The sequence below is a fragment of the Enterobacter sp. CM29 genome (genome assembly GCF_013179605.1).
GTDB classification, from domain to species: Bacteria; Pseudomonadota; Gammaproteobacteria; order Enterobacterales; family Enterobacteriaceae; genus Enterobacter; species Enterobacter intestinihominis.
The window spans coordinates 1-18,986 of the sequence record NZ_JABMCU010000076.1 but is presented as its reverse complement, the minus strand read 5'-3'; the positions used below and the strand labels follow the sequence as shown (position 1 = coordinate 18,986).

Annotated in this window: 16 protein-coding genes; 9 read left to right on the top strand and 7 right to left on the bottom strand. The window is 53.0% G+C overall.

What is annotated here, in order from left to right; all coding sequences use genetic code 11:
* Positions 1 to 514: 514 nt before the first annotated feature.
* The 3 genes from fucI to fucU are packed head-to-tail and all read left to right on the top strand — an operon-like array spanning position 515 to position 4,167.
* On the top strand, positions 515 to 2,293 hold the full coding sequence (fucI, locus tag HP459_RS11555; RefSeq protein ID WP_038415501.1) for an L-fucose isomerase: 1,779 nt from the start codon (positions 515 to 517) through the stop codon (positions 2,291 to 2,293).
* A gap of 49 nt (positions 2,294 to 2,342) precedes the next feature.
* Entirely contained in the window at positions 2,343 to 3,746 is a 1,404-nt protein-coding gene (gene fucK / locus HP459_RS11550) for an L-fuculokinase (RefSeq protein ID WP_171936231.1), read from the top strand.
* Positions 3,739 to 4,167: an L-fucose mutarotase gene (gene fucU, locus HP459_RS11545; RefSeq protein WP_022647241.1), complete on the top strand. Its 429-nt coding sequence runs from the start codon at positions 3,739 to 3,741 to the stop codon at positions 4,165 to 4,167. Before fucK ends, fucU begins: the two co-directional genes overlap by 8 nt.
* 40 nt (positions 4,168 to 4,207) lie before the next feature.
* On the opposite strand, the gene cyoE is transcribed toward fucU, so the two are convergent.
* The 7 genes from cyoE to HP459_RS11510 form a co-directional block, all read right to left on the bottom strand.
* Positions 4,208 to 5,095: a heme o synthase gene (cyoE, locus tag HP459_RS11540; protein ID WP_022647242.1), complete on the bottom strand. Its 888-nt coding sequence runs from the start codon at positions 5,093 to 5,095 to the stop codon at positions 4,208 to 4,210.
* A gap of 11 nt (positions 5,096 to 5,106) precedes the next feature.
* On the bottom strand, positions 5,107 to 5,433 hold the full coding sequence (locus HP459_RS11535) for a cytochrome o ubiquinol oxidase subunit IV (protein ID WP_006809888.1): 327 nt from the start codon (positions 5,431 to 5,433) through the stop codon (positions 5,107 to 5,109).
* Positions 5,433 to 6,047 (bottom strand): cytochrome o ubiquinol oxidase subunit III, encoded by a 615-nt coding sequence (locus HP459_RS11530; protein ID WP_022647243.1) that lies wholly within the window; start codon positions 6,045 to 6,047, stop codon positions 5,433 to 5,435. Before HP459_RS11530 ends, HP459_RS11535 begins: the two co-directional genes overlap by 1 nt.
* Complete coding sequence (cyoB, locus tag HP459_RS11525; protein ID WP_006809887.1) at positions 6,037 to 8,028, bottom strand: cytochrome o ubiquinol oxidase subunit I; 1,992 nt, start codon at positions 8,026 to 8,028, stop codon at positions 6,037 to 6,039. Before cyoB ends, HP459_RS11530 begins: the two co-directional genes overlap by 11 nt.
* Positions 8,029 to 8,044: 16 nt before the next feature.
* Complete coding sequence (gene cyoA / locus HP459_RS11520) at positions 8,045 to 8,992, bottom strand: cytochrome o ubiquinol oxidase subunit II (RefSeq protein ID WP_006809886.1); 948 nt, start codon at positions 8,990 to 8,992, stop codon at positions 8,045 to 8,047.
* 478 nt (positions 8,993 to 9,470) lie between these two features.
* Entirely contained in the window at positions 9,471 to 10,946 is a 1,476-nt protein-coding gene (gene ampG, locus HP459_RS11515) for a muropeptide MFS transporter AmpG (protein WP_063147915.1), read from the bottom strand.
* A 45-nt stretch (positions 10,947 to 10,991) separates the two neighbouring features.
* The gene (locus tag HP459_RS11510; RefSeq protein ID WP_022647246.1) at positions 10,992 to 11,570 is read right to left on the bottom strand and encodes a lipoprotein; all 579 of its coding nucleotides are present in this window, start codon (positions 11,568 to 11,570) and stop codon (positions 10,992 to 10,994) included.
* A gap of 303 nt (positions 11,571 to 11,873) precedes the next feature.
* Between HP459_RS11510 and bolA the strand changes: the two genes are divergently transcribed.
* The 6 genes from bolA to HP459_RS11480 all read left to right on the top strand — a co-directional run.
* Positions 11,874 to 12,191, top strand: coding sequence for a transcriptional regulator BolA (bolA, locus tag HP459_RS11505; protein WP_003859051.1), 318 nt, complete (start codon positions 11,874 to 11,876; stop codon positions 12,189 to 12,191).
* A 331-nt stretch (positions 12,192 to 12,522) separates the two neighbouring features.
* Complete coding sequence (gene tig, locus HP459_RS11500) at positions 12,523 to 13,821, top strand: trigger factor (protein WP_006809881.1); 1,299 nt, start codon at positions 12,523 to 12,525, stop codon at positions 13,819 to 13,821.
* Positions 13,822 to 14,081: 260 nt separating this feature from the next.
* The gene (clpP, locus tag HP459_RS11495; protein WP_006809880.1) at positions 14,082 to 14,705 is read left to right on the top strand and encodes an ATP-dependent Clp endopeptidase proteolytic subunit ClpP; all 624 of its coding nucleotides are present in this window, start codon (positions 14,082 to 14,084) and stop codon (positions 14,703 to 14,705) included.
* Positions 14,706 to 14,832: 127 nt separating this feature from the next.
* Positions 14,833 to 16,107: an ATP-dependent protease ATP-binding subunit ClpX gene (clpX, locus tag HP459_RS11490; RefSeq protein ID WP_006809879.1), complete on the top strand. Its 1,275-nt coding sequence runs from the start codon at positions 14,833 to 14,835 to the stop codon at positions 16,105 to 16,107.
* A gap of 184 nt (positions 16,108 to 16,291) precedes the next feature.
* Complete coding sequence (gene lon, locus HP459_RS11485) at positions 16,292 to 18,646, top strand: endopeptidase La (protein WP_006809878.1); 2,355 nt, start codon at positions 16,292 to 16,294, stop codon at positions 18,644 to 18,646.
* Between the two features lie 210 nt (positions 18,647 to 18,856).
* A partial coding sequence (locus HP459_RS11480; RefSeq protein WP_171936230.1) for an HU family DNA-binding protein occupies positions 18,857 to 18,986 on the top strand: 130 nt, incomplete at its 3' end.

Below are 18,986 nucleotides of genomic sequence, written 5' to 3'. Positions count from 1 at the left end.
AGGGCATGAACTTCGCCGCAGCGTAAATCGAAATCAACCTGATTCAGCGCCAGCACGCCGGGAAAGCGTTTGGTAATGCACGTCATCTGAATAAGAGTCTCTGACATTGCAAAATTCCTGTGTTGGAAAGGCAATGAATCACAAGCCACAGTGATTTAGTTAATAAGCTAACTCGACTTAGCTTTCGTCCTTAAAAGCTATTTTAGGGTTATAATTTAGCCAAATCATTTGTATTCAAATTGTGACGTCGTGCAAAGGTATTTTGTTATTTGATTGAATTTAAACGATATGTTTAGTTTTTGCTGAATCGTAATACCTGACACTGATCGAATTTTGACCTCTCATCGTGAAACTGCTCACAGATCCTGCACATTTATCTTGTCTCATTTTTAGTGTGAACCCTAAGCTAATTCGAGTTAGCAAATTTCACCACTTTCCGTTCACGGCGCTGCCTGGGCGCTTTTTCACGGCTATGCCCCTGAGACGGATAGGTTAACCAACGTGAGGAAGGGCTATGAAAACGATAAAAGCGTTACCCCGTATTGGCATTCGACCTGTTATTGATGGCCGCCGAATGGGCGTACGCGAGTCTCTGGAAGAGCAGACCATGAACATGGCGAAAGCCACGGCGGCGCTACTCAGTGAAAAATTACGCCACCCCTGCGGTACGCCCGTTGAGTGCGTGATTGCCGATAGCTGCATTGCCGGAATGGCGGAGGCCGCTGCTTGCGAAGAGAAGTTCAGCACGTGCCACGTTGGTCTGACGATCACCGTCACCCCCTGCTGGTGTTACGGGAGTGAAACCATTGATATGGATCCGCTGCGTCCGAAAGCGATCTGGGGCTTTAACGGCACCGAGCGTCCGGGGGCAGTATATCTCGCGGCGGCACTGGCGGCGCATAACCAGAAAGGGATCCCGGCGTTTTCCATATATGGCCACGATGTACAGGATGCGGGCGACGAGACCATCCCGGCAGACGTCGAAGAAAAATTGTTGCGCTTCGCCCGCGCGGGCCTGGCGGTCGCCAGCATGAAGGGGAAAAGTTATCTGTCGGTGGGCGGGGTCTCGATGGGGATTGCGGGCTCGATTGTCGATCACAACTTCTTTGAATCCTGGCTGGGGATGAAGGTGCAGGCGGTGGATATGACCGAACTGCGTCGCCGCATCGATCATAAGATTTACGACGAGCAAGAACTTGAGCTGGCCCTGGACTGGGCGCAAGCACATTTCCGTTTCGGCGAGGATAAAAACGCGGAGCAGTATCGTCGCAATGAACAGGAGAATGCCGCGATCCTGCGGGAGAGTCTGCTGATGGCGATGTGCATCCGCGACATGATGCAGGGTAACCCAAAACTCGCTGCGATGGGCCGCGTGGAGGAATCTCTGGGCTATAACGCCATCGCGTCCGGGTTCCAGGGACAGCGCCACTGGACGGATCAGTATCCAAATGGCGATACCGCAGAGGCGCTGCTGAACAGCTCCTTTGACTGGAACGGTATTCGCCAGCCGTTGGTGGTGGCGACGGAAAATGACAGCCTGAACGGGGTAGCAATGCTGTTTGGACATCTGATGACCGGTACAGCGCAAATCTTTGCCGACGTGCGCACCTACTGGTCGCCAGAGTCGGTTGAGCGTGTTACCGGCCAGAAACTCACTGGACGGGCTGAGCAGGGCATTATTCATCTGATCAACTCCGGCTCGGCGGCACTGGACGGTACAGCGGAGCAGAAAGACGCCGAGGGGAAACCGACCCTGAAACCACACTGGGACATTACTGAGCAGGAAGCCAACGCGTGCCTGGCCGCAACCCACTGGTGTCCGGCGGTGCATGAATACTTTCGCGGGGGCGGTTTCTCATCAAACTTCCTCACCCGAGGTGGCGTGCCATTTACCATGACCCGCGTAAACCTCATCAAGGGGGTGGGCCCGGTATTACAGATAGCGGAAGGCTGGAGTGTTGAGCTGCCGGAACAAGTACATGACATTCTGAATAAGCGCACCGATTCAACCTGGCCCACCACCTGGTTTGCCCCACGTCTGACCGGTAAAGGCCCGTTCAGCGACGTCTATTCAGTGATGGCGAACTGGGGGGCTAACCACGGAGTATTAACCGTCGGGCACGTCGGTGCTGATTTCATCACCATGGCGTCCATGCTGCGCATTCCCGTGTGCATGCATAACGTACCGGAGGCGCTGATTTATCGGCCGACGGCCTGGGGCGCTCACGGTATGGATCCGGAAGGGCAGGATTACCGCGCCTGTGAAAATTACGGACCGTTATACAAACAATAAGCCGGTTTGCCAGCCTGCTCCGGCGGACTGGCAGCCTGTGGGGACCGCAATGAAAAAATGTTTTCTGGTTCTCGATTGTGGCGCGACGAACGTGCGCGCCATTGCGCTGGATCCTGAAGGGAATATTGTGGCGCGAGCCTCGGTGGCGAACGAAAGCGAAAGTGTCGCTGAAAATCCGGCCTGGCACCAGTGGTCGCTCGACGCCATCATGCAACGTTTTGCCGTCTGTTGTCAGAAAATCAGCGCAGTGCTGAGCAAGCATCAACTGTGCGGAATGAGTGTGACGACCTTTGGCGTGGATGGCGCGCTGGTAGATGAGCGGGGAGAACTGCTTTACCCGATCATCAGCTGGAAATGTCCACGAACCGTGCCGGTGATGGAAGCGGTTGCCCGTTTGTGCTCCCCGGCTGAACTACAGCAGATCACCGGCGTTGGGCAGTTTAGTTTCAACACGTTGTATAAGCTAGGCTGGCTTCAGGACAACCATCCCAATCTGTTACAGCGTGCTCACGCCTGGCTTTTTATCTCCTCGCTAATCAACCATCGCCTGACCGGAAAAATGACGACCGATCTCACGATGGCCGGTACCAGTCAGATGTTCGATCTGCATCAGCGGTGCTTCAGCGAAACGATCTTAAGCAAGATCGGCGTGCCTCATTCCCTTTTCCCGCCGCTGGTTTCCCCCGGAGAGATGATGGGTGAACTGCAGCCCGACGCTGCATCCAGACTCGGATTGCCTCGCGGTGTGCCGGTGATCTCCGCCGGGCACGATACGCAGTTTGCCCTTTTTGGCGCCGGTGCGGGAATTAATGAGCCGGTTCTCTCTTCGGGAACCTGGGAGATTTTAATGGCGCGCACCTCGCAGGTTGATACCGCTTTACTGGGGCAATACCCGGGCGCGACCTGCGAACTGGATAGCCGGACGGGGCTCTATAATCCGGGAATGCAATATCTGGCGTCTGGCGTACTGGAGTGGATCCGCGCGCTGTTCTGGTCGCCTGATGTCAACTGGGACACTATTCTGGCTCAGGCGGCGGCAATTCCGTACGGGGCGGATGGCGTCACGATGAATACCCAGTTGCTCGATTCTCCGCTCGCTGGCTGGCAGGGCGTTACGCTCACCACCACGCCAGCCCATTTTTACCGCGCAGCCCTGGAAGGACTTACGGTGCATCTGCAAGAAAAACTCCAGGCGCTGGAGGCGATCGCGCAATTTAAGGCGCGTGAACTCCTGCTGGTGGGGGGAGGTAGCCGCAATATGCTGTGGAATCAGCTCAAGTCCAATGCGCTTGGGATCCCGGTGAAGGTTCTTGAAGATGCAGATACGACCGTGCTGGGGGCGTCTTTGTACGGATGGTGGGGCGTCGGAGAAACGGCCAGCGCTGAGGCTGCTCGTGATCGGGTCCACTATCGTTACCGTTATTTCTATCCTGAGGAACAAAGCCGTGCTTAAAACGATATCCCCACTGATTTCACCCGAGCTGCTGAAAACGCTGGCAGAGATGGGCCATGGTGACGAGATTATTTTTGCAGACGCTCACTTTCCCGCGCACAGCCTGGGGCCAAAGACGATCCGCGCAGATGGCCTGCTCATCAGCGATTTGCTGGCCGCGGTGATACCGCTGTTTGAACTCGACAGCTATGCGCCACCGCTGGTGATGATGGCCCCTGTCGACGGGGATACGCTCGATATACAGGTAGAAGCACGCTATCGCAACGCACTCTTTGGTGAGGCGGAAGGGGAGGGGATTACGCGTATTGACCGTTATGCGTTTTATGCGCGGGCACAGAAAGCGTACGCCATTGTGGTGACAGGCGAGACAGCGAAATACGGCAATATACTGTTAAAGAAAGGGGTTACGCCGTACCAATAAAAAACGCCGGGTTAAACCCGGCGTTTTCACTTCAGTCTTCTTACCAGACGTACGTCAGCAGGCTTTGTGAATCTGGCACCATGAAGTCTACGGACATCATCACGGACAGGGAGGTGATGGCGACAATCGAGAACACAAACAGCTTGCGTGCCCAGACCTTGTCATCTTCCACTTTGTAACCGCGCAGAGCCATGCCGAGCCACCAGACGCTCACCGCAGCTGCTACCACCAGATATTTATATCCGGCGTAACCGCCCAGAGAGAGCATCAGCGTTGCCACGGCAAAAGCGATGATGTACAGCGTGATGTGGTTTTTGGCAACTGAGATGCCTTTCACGACCGGCAGAACCGGAATGTTCGCTGCCTGATAATCCTTAAAGCGGAAAATCGCGATGGCGTAGGAGTGCGGCATCTGCCACAGGCTAAAGATAGCCAGCAGGATCAGCGCACCGCTGTCGAACTCGTTCGTGACGGCGCAGTAGCCAATCACCGGCGGCGCAGCGCCGGAGAGAGAACCAATCAGCGTGCCGTAGACGGAGTGGCGTTTCATATACAGGCTGTAGACGCCTACATACACCACGAACCCCATCACCCCCAGCCAACAGGCCAGCGGGTTAGCACCAAACCACAGCAGCATAAAGCCAGCAATACCCAGCAAGGTGGCGTACACCAGCGAGACGGAAGGAGCAATCAGGCCTTTAACCAGCACCCGATTTTTGGTCCTTTCCATCTTCTTGTCGATATCCATGTCGATGTAGTTGTTAAATACACAACCGGACGCAACCACCAGTGACACACCGACCAGCGTGTAAATAAAGAGGGTGTAATCAATGCTGCCTTTAGAGGCCAGCAGGAACCCTCCGATTACGGAGATCAGGTTGCCAAAGATGATGCCTGGTTTCGTGACTTGCAGGTATTGCTTAAACATACTCGCCGCTCTTAGTGAACCATCATGTTGTAGTTAAGGTTCCACATAATCCAGATGGAACCGACTACCAGGATAGCGATGATAATCACGGTAAAGATAAAGGCCGTCATGTTCCAGCCTTCATCGGACTTGGTGTTCATGTGCAGGAAGCAAACCAGATGCACCAGAATCTGAATCACCGCGGTCACCAGGATTGCGCCCAGGATAACCGGCTTAGATGCAGAACCGTTCATCACCATCCAGAACGGGATCACCGTCAGGATGATCGACAGGATGAAACCTGTCATGTAGGTTTTTACGCTGCCGTGGGAAGCGCCATGATCGTTAGAATGACTCATTACATCGCCCCCATCAGATAGACAACAGAGAACACACAGATCCATACCACGTCCAGGAAGTGCCAGAACAGGCTCAGGCACATGATACGGGTACGGTTAGTACTGGTCAGGCCGCGACGGGAGATCTGGAACATCAGCACTGCCATCCAGATCAGACCCGAGGTCACGTGCAGACCGTGGGTGCCGACCAGCGCGAAGAACGCTGACAGGAAGCCACTGCGATCCGGACCAAAGCCTTCCGCAATCAGGTGATGGAATTCATAGATTTCCATCCCGATAAAGCCAGCACCAAACAACCAGGTCAACGCCAGCCAGGAAACAACCTGGCTTTTGTTGTTTTTGTACATGGCGATAGCCGCCATGCCGTAGGTGATGGAGCTGAATAACAGCAGTGCGGTTTCAACCAGAACGAACGGCAGTTCAAAGATGTCCTTACCGGTCGGGCCGCCTGCTGTGCCGTTCACCAGAACGGCATAGGTTGCGAACAGACAGCAGAACAAGATGCAGTCGCTCATCAGGTAGATCCAGAAACCGAAGACTTTCGTCGGTCCTGTATCATGGTGCGCATGTTCATGCGCGTGGGCAGTCGAGTGCGCCAGAGTATCAGTTGCCATTTTTCAGCCCCGCTTTAGAAATCTCGTCAAAATGCTGGTTTTCCAGCTTTTCAACTTCACGGACTGGTACGTAGTAGTCCACGTCCTCGTCAAAGCTCTTCACAATCCAGCTGATTACGATGCCAGCGAAGCCAACAATCGCCATCCACCAGATGTGCCAGATCATTGCGAAACCAAATACCGTTGCGAAGGCGGCAATCACGATGCCCGCACCGCTGTTTTTCGGCATATGGATCTCTTCGTAATGTTCAGGTTGCTTGTACGCTTCACCTTTTTCTTTCATTTCCCAGAATGCGTCACGCTCATGAATGTGCGGCACTACGGCAAAGTTATAGAACGGAGGTGGAGAAGAGGTAGACCACTCCAGCGTACGGCCACCCCACGGGTCACCGGTCAGGTCGCGGTTCAGGTTACGGTCACGGATAGACACGTAGTACTGAATCAGCTGGCACAGGATACCGCAGGCAATCAGCGCGGCGCCGCCCGCTGCAATCATCAGCATCGGATGGAATTGCGGATCGATCTGCTGGCTCAGACGACGGGTCATCCCCATGAAGCCCAGCACGTACAGCGGCATAAACGCCACGAAGAAGCCGATGATCCAGAACCAGAATGCGCGTTTGCCCCATTTTTCGTTCAGGGTGAAACCGAACGCTTTTGGCCACCAGTAGGTCACACCTGCGAAGCAGCCGAAGACGACGCCGCCGATGATAACGTTATGGAAGTGCGCAATCAGGAACAGACTGTTGTGCAGGACAAAGTCAGCGCCCGGAACCGCCAGCAGCACGCCGGTCATCCCACCTACGGAGAAGGTCACGATGAAGCCGATGGTCCACAGCATCGCTGAGTGGAACTGGATACGGCCCTGGTACATGGTGAACAGCCAGTTGAAGATCTTAACCCCGGTCGGGATCGCGATAATCATAGTGGTAATACCGAAGAAGGCGTTTACGTTGGCGCCCGCACCCATGGTGAAGAAGTGGTGCAGCCAGACGATGAACGACAGGACGGTAATACACACGGTTGCCCACACCAGAGAGGTGTAACCAAACAGACGTTTACGCGAGAAGGTTGCAGCGATTTCGGAGAACACACCGAACACCGGCAGAACCAGGATGTACACTTCCGGGTGACCCCAGGCCCAAATCAGGTTGATGTACATCATCATGTTGCCACCCATATCATTCGTGAAGAAATGGGTACCCAGATAGCGATCCAGGGTCAGCAGCGCGATGGTGACGGTCAGAATTGGGAACGACGCGATAATCAGGACGTTGGCGCACAGAGATGCCCAGGTAAATACTGGCATCTTGAACATCGTCATACCTGGTGCACGCATCTTCAGGATGGTCACGAAGAAGTTAATACCGGTCAGGGTGGTACCGACACCGGAGAGCTGAAGCGCCCAAATCCAGTAGTCAACGCCCACGCCCGGACTGTACTCAATTCCCGAAAGTGGCGGGTAGGCCAGCCAGCCGGTCTGAGCAAATTCGCCCACACCCAGTGACAGGTTAACCAGGATAACGCCGACAACGGTGAACCAGAAGCTCAGGTTGTTCAGGAACGGGAACGCAACGTCGCGCGCGCCGATTTGCAGCGGAACGACAACGTTCATCAGACCGATTACCAGCGGCATCGCCACGAAGAAGATCATGATAACGCCGTGAGCGGTAAAGATCTGATCGTAGTGGTGCGGTGGCAGGAATCCGGCTTCGCCCGCAGACGCAAGCGCCTGCTGGCTACGCATCATGATTGCATCCGCAAAGCCACGAATTAACATGACGATACCGACGATGCAGTACATGATGCCGAGTTTTTTGTGGTCAACCGAAGTCAGCCACTCGTTCCACAGGTAGCTCCACTTACCGAAGTAAGTGATCAGGCCAACTAAGGCCGCGCCACCAATGATAATTGCAGCAATCGTAACCATGATAATGGGTTCATGGTACGGCACCGCATCCAATGTCAATTTTCCGAACATTTTCTTCCTCGGCCCCTTAGTGAGCGGTTTCCGCGTGGCTCATGTCCATGCCTTCCATACCCTGGTGCGTGTTGTGCTCGCCTTCAGGCTGGGTCATGTCCATGCTCATGCCGTGATCCATAAATTTGCCAATAACATCTTTGAACAGATTCGGTTTCACGTTAGAGAAGTACTCCACCTTGTTGTATTCGCTAGGTGCAGCCACTTTTTCGAACGCCGCCATGTCAGACATGGTGTTTGGAGACTGCTTCGCTTTTGCAACCCACTGGTCGAAAGTCGCGCGGTCTGGCGTAGCGATAGCTTTGAACTTCATACCCGAGAAGCCCGGGCCACTATAGCTGGCGGAGATACCGTCGTAGGTGCCTGCTTCATTCGCAATCAGATGCAGGTTAGTCTGCATACCGGCCATCGCGTAAATCTGGCTGCCCAGACGTGGGATGAAGAAGGAGTTCATTACGGAGTTGGAGGTCACTTTGAACTGAACCGGAGTGTTCGCCGGGAAGGCGATTTCATTCACGGTAGCAATGCCCTGTTCTGGATAGATGAAGAACCATTTCCAGTCCATGGAGACCACTTCAATGGTAATGGGTTTTTCATCGTGAACCAGCGGTTTGCTCGGCTCAAGTGCGTGAGTGGTTTTCCAGGTCAGTACAGCAAGGAACAGGATGATCAGAATAGGTACCGTCCAGACCACAGCTTCCACTTTATTGGAGTGTGACCAGTTAGGGCTATACTTCGCATCTTTATTGCTCGCACGATACTTCCAGGCGAAACCAACAGCCATCAAGATGGCAGGAATAACCACAATCAACATCAGGCCAAAAGCCGTCAGTATCAATGAACGTTGTTCCAGTCCAATCTGTCCTTTGGGGTCTAGTAGTGCAGAATCGCAGCCACTGAGTAATACAGTGCCTGCGAATAATGACAACCATCCCAAACTTTTATTGTATTTCCTGAGTCTCATTTAACGACCTCAATTCCACGGGAGTCTGGTGGCGTTTAAAGTGTGGGGGCATTTTACGGGAAGGTTACATTACTGTAAACATCATTAGCCCTGTGTCAGGAAGGTGTTACTGGGTTCTGCCGCACATGTCACAAGTGTTGCAGATTATGTCGCGTTTCCAGACGGAAGCCGCACGGAGTGGGCGTTATAACGAAAGGGTGCCCCAGCATACCGCAAAAGGGACAATTGGTATAACCATTGCGAAAAACACACAATTAGTTAACAATTAATTATCAATAAAAAGACAACTAAAAAACGAAAATTCAATGTTTCGAATGCTGAATCGTTTAATGAAAAATAGCGTAGCGAAATAAGCTCCAATAATTTCCGAATGCTATCCCGCACAAAACAACAAATATTTTTTTTGTCGATGGCGGTTATTTCACCGTTATAATTTCGGGCTGTTATTACAACGGGAAGTAACCTTTCGCTTTTTACTTCATGTCATCTGCGTTTTTCGTAATGACATGAAATCCAGCATCCCACCCGTCAGGATCCCCGCCAGGGCGAGAAACACACCTGCATCAAGCAGAAGGGTTTCAAAAGGAAGTGAAAAGTCGGTAGTCGCATTCATGATGAGCACCGTGAGCCACCCTACCAGGGCAAGACAACCTGCCATTAGCAGACGCAGGGCAAACCGATAGGCAGCGTGATATTCCGTGCGCGGCATGAAGTGTTCCGTCCGCTGGGTATATTCCAGCGTCTGGCGACAGACCAGCAGCAATAAAATCCCCGGCACGGCCGCCACCACCGAGAAGAGATAAAAGGTCGGCCAACCGTAGGCTTCAACAAACCAGCCCGCGACGGGGCCAACGTATACGCGCCCGACGGCGGAAAGGGCAGAGAGCAGCGCAAACTGGGTAGCGGAAAATGACTTATTGCACAGCGTCATCAGCAGGGCGACAAATGCCGCAGTGCCCATACCGCCGCACAGGTTCTCAAAGAATACCGCCGTCCCCATACTGATCATATTCTTGTCGGTGATCGACAGCAGCCAGTAACCGGCATTCGATGCGCCCTGAAGGATGCCAAATATCAGCAGAGCGCGGAACAGCGTCAGGCGCTGCATCAATACGCCGCCGTACAGCGCGCCGACAATCGTGGCAAACAGCCCCAGGGTTTTGTTCACCACGCCGACCTCGCCCGCATCAAACCCGACGCCGCGGATCAGGAAGGTAGTGGTCAGACTCATGGCGAAAGCGTCGCCAAGCTTATAAAGGACAATAAGCAGCAGGATCAGCCAGGCATTATTGCGACCAAAGAAGTCGCGCAGCGGTGCGGCGACGGCCTGCTCCAGCGAGCGTGGAACCGGGATCACATCGCTCGGTTCAGGCGCGAACAGGGTGGCAATAATGCAGGGGATCAGCAGTGCGGCCATCAGCCAGTACATGCCCTGCCAGCCGAGATAGCGGTCAGCAAGCCACAGTGCGAGTCCGCCGGAAACCAGCATACCCAGGCGGTAGCCGAGCACGCTGATTGCCGCACCGGCGCCACGCTCTTCCGCTGGCAGGACGTCCGTTTTCCAGGCGTCAAAAACAATGTCCTGCGAGGCGGAGCAGAAGGCGATGACCACCGCAAGCGCGGCCATCCAGCGCAGCTGCGTTGACGGTTCAAGGAAACCCATTGCGGCAATGGCGAGCAACAGCAGCACCTGCGTCATTACTAACCAGCCGCGACGGCGCCCGAGGAACGGTGGGGTATAGCGATCCATCACTGGCGACCACAGGAACTTAAAGACGTAAGCCTGGCCGACGAGCGAGAAGAAACCAATGGTTTTAAGATCGATGTTCTCAACCGTCATCCACGCCTGTAACGTGCCGGAGGTGAGCGCAAGGGGTAAACCGGAGGCGAAACCCAGGATCAGCAGAATAGCTGATTTCGGTTGCTGGAAAATGCGTAAGTAGTGACTGGACATGTTCTTATGAACTGACCCGGTGAAGCACCGGGTCAGTCAGCAGGATTAACGTGCGTTCTGCTTGATGAAGTCGTGAATGCTGGTGTCCTGTGCCATGTCGGCAATGGTGTCAGTCAGCACGCTGTTAACCGCGTTAGCGATATTTTTGTTGGAGGCCTGGAATGCGCCTTCAACGGAATAGCTTGCACGGTAGTTTTTGTTCATCTTGTTGCCGTTCTTCGCGGTAGCGATGATGGAGATATCGGCTTTGGTCGCAATGTTGTAGCGAACGTTACCCTGAGAGACGTCAGCGTACAGGTTGTTCACGATGATTTGCAGATCAACCGCGCCGCTTGGGCCAATCATGTAGCCACGGGAGGTCATCTGTTTTTCCAGTACTTCCTGCAACAGGAAGCGCAGGTCGCGGGAAGCGGTCAGCGTAACCTGCTGGTTGTCGCGAGTCACTTTCGCCAGCGCCTGGTCCTGACGCTGATCGGCACCATTAATGCTGACCGTCACGCCCATCAGGCTTGGATCCTGCTGAGGCAGGGTAATTTTTGGTGAAACGTCAATGGTCGTCGGCGGGGTTGCGCAACCGGCGAGCATAAAGAGTGCTACCAACGGAAAGAAGATTTTTTTTAACATTTTCGGGTTCTCAACGAATCGTAAGCAAAGAGAGAAAAATTGCCGCCATCATAACATCGCCAACGGCCAGGGGAAGTGGTCAACGCATGTAAATTCATCGCCTTGTCCGAAAACTGACCACCTTTCCGCTTTTCTCTACCTGTAAATGACAAAACGTATGAACCTCATAGTGAACTTCATCCGTTTGGTTGAGAAAATCAGACGAAAGCTAAATATTTGTTGTCACGGTGTAATGGAACCGGTAAAAGCGGCTAATATTTAAAGGGATGGGTGACATCTTAGCGTTGTCGGAGGAGTGATTTCATGATGATACGTGAACAGATAGAAGAAAAATTAAGGGCAGCGTTCAACCCTGTGTTTCTCGAAGTTGTCGACGAAAGCTATCGTCATAACGTGCCGGCAGGTTCTGAAAGCCACTTCAAAGTGGTTCTGGTCAGCGATCGCTTCACGGGAGAACGTTTCCTGAACCGACACCGCTTGATCTACAGCACCTTGACGGAAGAACTCTCCACAACCGTACATGCGCTCGCGCTGCATACCTACACCATTAAGGAATGGGAAGGGCTGCAGGATACGGTATTCGCATCACCGCCTTGTCGGGGTGCAGGCACCATCGCCTGATAAATCGGATTTGCAACCGCCGGAGTTTTTCCAGTATGTTGCTTACAGATTTCGTCAAAACGGCCTTCGGGCCGTTTTGTTTTGTCTGAGTTTTGAGCGGATGGCGCGTTTTTAAGGCTAAAAATAGCCTTAAAGTGTGAAAAAAGCCGCAGCAACATGCTCCAACCGTTCTCGACTCACCTAAATGATGCCGCTATAATGCCGCGTCTTATTGAATGTCTTCGGGATGATTCTGGCGACAGGGAATGTGAATCTGCACATAAGAGAGCATCCCGGTATAACAGACAGATTCAGAGTTGACCGAGCACTGTGATTTTTTTGAGGTAACAAGATGCAAGTTTCAGTTGAAACCACTCAAGGCCTTGGCCGCCGTGTAACGATTACTATCGCTGCTGACAGCATCGAAACTGCTGTGAAAAGCGAGCTGGTCAACGTAGCAAAAAAAGTACGTATTGACGGCTTCCGCAAGGGCAAAGTACCAATGAATGTTGTTGCTCAGCGTTATGGCGCTTCCGTGCGTCAGGATGTGCTGGGTGAACTGATGAGCCGCAACTTTATCGACGCGATCATCAAAGAAAAAATCAATCCAGCCGGCGCGCCAAACTACGTTCCAGGTGAATACAAGCAGGGCGAAGACTTCACCTATTCCGTAGAGTTCGAAGTGTACCCGGAAGTTGAGCTGAAAGGTCTGGAATCAATCGAAGTTGAAAAACCGATCGTTTCCGTGACTGACGAAGACGTTGACGGCATGCTGGATACCCTGCGTAAGCAGCAGGCGAACTGGAAAGAGAAAGAAGGCGCTGTTGACGCGGAAGACCGCGTAACCATCGACTTCACCGGTTCAGTAGACGGCGAAGAGTTCGAAGGCGGTAAAGCGTCTGATTTCGTACTGGCGATGGGCCAGGGTCGTATGATCCCAGGCTTCGAAGACGGTATCAAAGGCCACAAAGCAGGCGAAGAGTTTACCATCGACGTGACCTTCCCTGAAGAATACCACGCTGAAAACCTGAAAGGTAAAGCAGCGAAGTTCGTCATCAACCTGAAGAAAGTTGAAGAGCGCGAACTGCCAGAACTGACTGAAGAATTCATCAAGCGTTTCGGCGTGGAAGATGGTTCTGTTGCGGGTCTGCGTGCTGAAGTGCGTAAAAACATGGAGCGCGAGCTGAACGGCGCTGTACGTAACCGTGTGAAGTCTCAGGCGATTGAAGGTCTGGTGAAAGCGAACGACATCGACGTTCCTGCTGCCCTGATCGACAGCGAAATCGACGTTCTGCGCCGTCAGGCTGCACAGCGCTTCGGTGGCAACCAGCAGCAAGCGATGGAACTGCCACGCGAGCTGTTCGAAGAGCAAGCGAAACGTCGCGTTGTTGTTGGCCTGCTGCTGGGTGAAGTGATTCGTACCCACGAGCTGAAAGCTGACGAAGAGCGTGTGAAAGGCCTGATCGAAGAGATGGCTTCTGCATACGAAGATCCATCAGAAGTGATCGAGTTCTACGGTAAGAACAAAGAGCTGATGGACAACATGCGCAACGTTGCACTGGAAGAGCAGGCTGTTGAAGCGGTACTGGCGAAAGCGAAAGTAACCGAAAAAGAGACCTCTTTCACCGAACTGATGAACCAGCAGGCGTAATTTCGCCCCAACGGTTTAAAGTTTGAACAAAAAACCCGTTGCCTTCCGGCGACGGGTTTTTTTTATCACAGCTTTAGTCCTGGAAGGGTGCTAAAACGCCCTTTCAGTGTTAGCGTTACAACAAAACGTTGTTATGCTTGAAATAGGGCATGGCGACCCCCATTAGTATGTAATCACGATGATTGAGACTGGCTGATAATCCGTCCATAAGGTTACAATCAGTACAGCAGGTGTTTTCAATTTTGAACCAGGAGACGGAAATGTCATACAGTGGCGAACGAGATAACTTTGCACCCCATATGGCGCTGGTGCCAATGGTTATTGAACAGACCTCACGCGGTGAGCGATCTTTCGATATCTATTCCCGTCTGCTCAAGGAACGCGTTATCTTTCTGACCGGCCAGGTGGAAGACCATATGGCTAACCTGATCGTGGCGCAGATGCTGTTCCTGGAAGCGGAAAACCCGGAAAAAGACATTTACCTGTACATCAACTCGCCGGGCGGTGTGATTACGGCGGGCATGTCTATTTATGACACCATGCAATTCATCAAGCCGGATGTCAGCACCATCTGTATGGGACAGGCGGCGTCCATGGGGGCTTTCCTGTTAACCGCAGGGGCGAAAGGTAAGCGTTTCTGCCTGCCTAACTCCCGCGTGATGATTCACCAGCCGCTGGGTGGTTACCAGGGCCAGGCGACGGATATTGAAATCCACGCCCGAGAAATTCTGAAAGTAAAAGCGCGCATGAATGAACTTATGGCGCAGCATACGGGTCAACCACTCGAGCAGATCGAGCGCGATACCGAGCGCGATCGCTTCCTGTCTGCACCTGAGGCAGTTGAGTACGGCTTAGTCGACTCCATTTTGACCCATCGTAATTGATGCCCGCGACGCGAGTGTGCCGCTATACTAATTTAGGGCGGCACGTTGCCTGTAAGCAGCTTGCGTCTGAGTATGGCATTTGCGTCGTCATGTGCGGCACATAGAACTTAAAAAGAGGTTTGGACTCATGACAGATAAACGCAAAGATGGTTCGGGCAAACTGCTGTACTGCTCTTTTTGCGGCAAAAGCCAGCATGAAGTGCGTAAACTGATTGCCGGGCCGTCCGTGTATATCTGCGACGAATGCGTCGATTTATGTAACGACATCATTCGCGAAGAGATTAAAGAAGTCGCGCCGCACCGTGAGCGCAGCGCGTTACCAACGCCACACGAGATTCGCCACCACCTGGACGACTATGTCATTGGTCAGGAGCAGGCGAAAAAAGTGCTGGCGGTGGCGGTATACAACCACTACAAGCGTCTGCGTAACGGCGATACCAGCAATGGCGTGGAACTGGGCAAAAGTAACATTCTGCTGATCGGGCCTACGGGTTCCGGTAAAACGTTGCTGGCGGAAACGCTGGCGCGCCTGCTGGATGTTCCGTTCACCATGGCGGATGCCACCACCCTGACCGAAGCCGGTTATGTGGGCGAAGACGTTGAAAATATTATCCAGAAGCTGCTCCAGAAGTGCGATTACGACGTACAGAAAGCCCAGCGCGGGATCGTCTATATCGATGAGATTGACAAAATCTCCCGTAAATCAGACAACCCATCCATCACCCGTGACGTCTCGGGCGAAGGCGTGCAGCAGGCGCTCCTGAAGCTGATTGAAGGTACGGTTGCGGCTGTTCCACCGCAGGGTGGGCGTAAACATCCGCAGCAGGAATTCTTGCAGGTTGATACCTCCAAGATCCTGTTTATCTGTGGTGGTGCGTTTGCAGGCCTGGATAAAGTGATCTCACACCGTGTGGAAACCGGCTCCGGCATTGGTTTTGGCGCAACGGTGAAAGCTACGTCTGAAAAACCAAACGAAGGCCAGCTGCTGGCGCAGGTTGAACCGGAAGATCTGATCAAATTTGGTTTGATTCCGGAATTTATCGGCCGTCTGCCGGTTGTGGCGACCCTGAACGAACTGAGCGAAGACGCGCTGATTCAGATCCTGAAAGAGCCGAAAAACGCGCTGACCAAGCAGTATCAGGCGCTGTTTAATCTGGAAGGCGTTGAGCTGGAATTCCGTGACGAAGCACTGGACGCGATTGCCAAGAAAGCGATGGCGCGTAAAACCGGTGCCCGTGGCCTGCGTTCTATCGTGGAAGCAGCATTGCTCGACACGATGTACGATCTCCCTTCTATGGAAGATGTCGAAAAAGTCGTGATCGACGAGTCCGTCATTGGTGGCCAGACCAAGCCGTTACTGATTTACGGTAAACCGGAAGCGCAGCAGGCATCTGGCGAATAATTCACCATTTCATACAATCAGTTAATCAAAAAGGGGGGATTTTATCTCCCCTTTACTTTTTCCGTATTCATGGCGTTGAATGTATGGGAAACATCCCCATATACTGGATTACATGTTAATGGTTGTGTGAAGCACAGTTACATGACCAGTTTACCTGGCGGACACTAAACTAAGAGAGAGCTCTATGAATCCTGAGCGTTCTGAACGCATTGAAATCCCCGTATTGCCGTTGCGCGATGTGGTGGTTTATCCGCACATGGTCATACCCTTATTTGTAGGGCGGGAAAAATCTATCCGTTGCCTCGAAGCCGCCATGGATCATGATAAAAAAATCATGTTGGTTGCGCAGAAGGAAGCATCAACGGATGAGCCGGGTGTAAACGATCTTTTCACCGTCGGGACCGTGGCCTCTATTTTGCAGATGCTGAAGCTGCCAGACGGCACCGTGAAGGTGCTGGTGGAAGGCTTACAGCGCGCGCGTATTACCACTCTGTCAGACGATGGCGAGCACTTCTCTGCGAAGGCAGAGTACCTTGATTCACCGGAACTTGATGAGCGCGAGCAGGAAGTGCTGGTACGCACCGCGATCAGCCAGTTTGAAGGCTACATCAAGCTGAACAAGAAAATCCCACCTGAAGTGCTGACGTCGCTGAACAGCATCGACGATCCTGCACGTCTGGCGGATACCATCGCTGCGCACATGCCGCTGAAGCTGGCTGACAAACAGTCCGTGCTGGAAATGTCCGACGTTAACGAACGTCTGGAATACCTGATGGCGATGATGGAGTCTGAGATCGATCTGCTCCAGGTTGAGAAGCGCATTCGCAACCGCGTCAAAAAGCAGATGGAAAAATCGCAGCGTGAGTACTATCTGAACGAGCAAATGAAAGCCATTCAGAAAGAGCTCGGCGAGATGGACGATGCGCCGGATGAAAACGAAGCGCTGAAGCGTAAGATCGACGCGGCGAAGATGCCGAAAGAGGCGAAAGAGAAAGCCGAAGCTGAGTTGCAGAAGCTGAAAATGATGTCTCCGATGTCGGCGGAAGCGACCGTTGTACGCGGCTACATTGAGTGGATGGTTCAGGTTCCATGGAATGCCCGCAGCAAGGTCAAAAAAGACCTGCGTCAGGCACAGGAAATCCTCGATACCGACCACTATGGCCTGGAACGTGTGAAAGACCGCATTCTTGAGTACCTCGCGGTACAGAGCCGGGTGAACAAAATCAAAGGTCCAATCTTGTGCCTGGTAGGGCCTCCAGGGGTGGGTAAAACCTCTCTGGGCCAGTCCATCGCCAAAGCGACCGGACGTAAGTACATCCGTATGGCGCTGGGCGGCGTGCGTGATGAAGCGGAAATCCGCGGTCACCGCCGTACCTATATCGGTTCTATGCCGGGCAAGCTGATCCAGAAGATGGCGAAAGTGGGCGTCAAAAACCCGCTGTTCCTCCTCGACGAGATCGACAAAATGTCTTCGGACATGCGTGGCGATCCGGCGTCGGCGCTGCTGGAAGTGCTTGATCCAGAGCAGAACGTGGCGTTCAGCGATCACTACCTGGAAGTCGATTACGACCTGAGCGATGTGATGTTCGTGGCGACGTCGAATTCCATGAACATTCCGGCACCGCTGCTGGACCGTATGGAAGTGATCCGTCTGTCCGGTTATACCGAAGACGAGAAGCTGAACATTGCTAAGCAGCACCTGCTGCCGAAGCAGATTGAGCGTAACGCGCTGAAAGCTAACGAGCTGACCGTTGAGGACAGCGCTATTGTCGGCATTATTCGTTACTACACCCGTGAAGCGGGCGTGCGTAGCCTTGAGCGTGAGATCTCTAAACTGTGCCGTAAGGCGGTTAAGCAGCTGCTGCTGGATAAGAGCCTGAAGCACATCGTGATTAACGGCGACAATCTGCATGCTTACCTCGGCGTTCAGCGCTTCGACTATGGCCGTGCGGACAACGAAAACCGCGTTGGTCAGGTGACTGGACTGGCGTGGACGGAAGTGGGTGGCGATCTGCTGACCATTGAAACCGCCTGTGTACCGGGTAAAGGCAAGCTGACCTACACTGGCTCGCTCGGTGAAGTGATGCAGGAGTCCATCCAGGCAGCGTTGACCGTGGTGCGTGCGCGCGCGGAAAAACTGGGTATCAACCCGGATTTCTACGAAAAACGCGACATTCACGTTCACGTTCCGGAAGGGGCGACGCCGAAAGATGGCCCAAGCGCGGGTATTGCTATGTGTACGGCGCTGGTTTCCTGCCTGACGGGGAACCCGGTCCGTGCTGATGTGGCCATGACTGGTGAAATTACGCTGCGTGGTCAGGTACTGCCCATCGGTGGGTTAAAAGAAAAACTGCTGGCGGCACACCGTGGTGGGATCAAAACCGTATTGATTCCTTACGAGAATAAACGCGATCTGGAAGAGATTCCGGACAACGTTATTGCCGATTTGCAGATCCATCCGGTGAAACGCATTGAGGAAGTTCTGACTCTCGCACTGCAAAATGAACCGTCCGGAATGCAGGTTGTAACCGCAAAATAGTGACCTCGCGCAAAGAGCGCTAATAAAAACAAGGCTGGTAAGTCATTTCGTACTTGCCAGCCTTTTTTTGTATAGCTAATTTAGATTGCTGATTGGGTTAGCCATCAACAACGGGTGTTGTAAGGTCATAGCAGGACTGATATAACTGCTGCGCGGTCGCGCTGTGAAGGATTCAGGTGCGATATAAATTATAAAGAGAGGAAGAGAACAGTGAATAAATCTCAACTGATTGACAAAATTGCTGCGGGTGCTGATATTTCTAAAGCTGCAGCTGGACGTGCTTTAGATGCTTTAATTGCTTCTGTTACTGAATCTCTGCAAGCTGGGGACGACGTTGCAC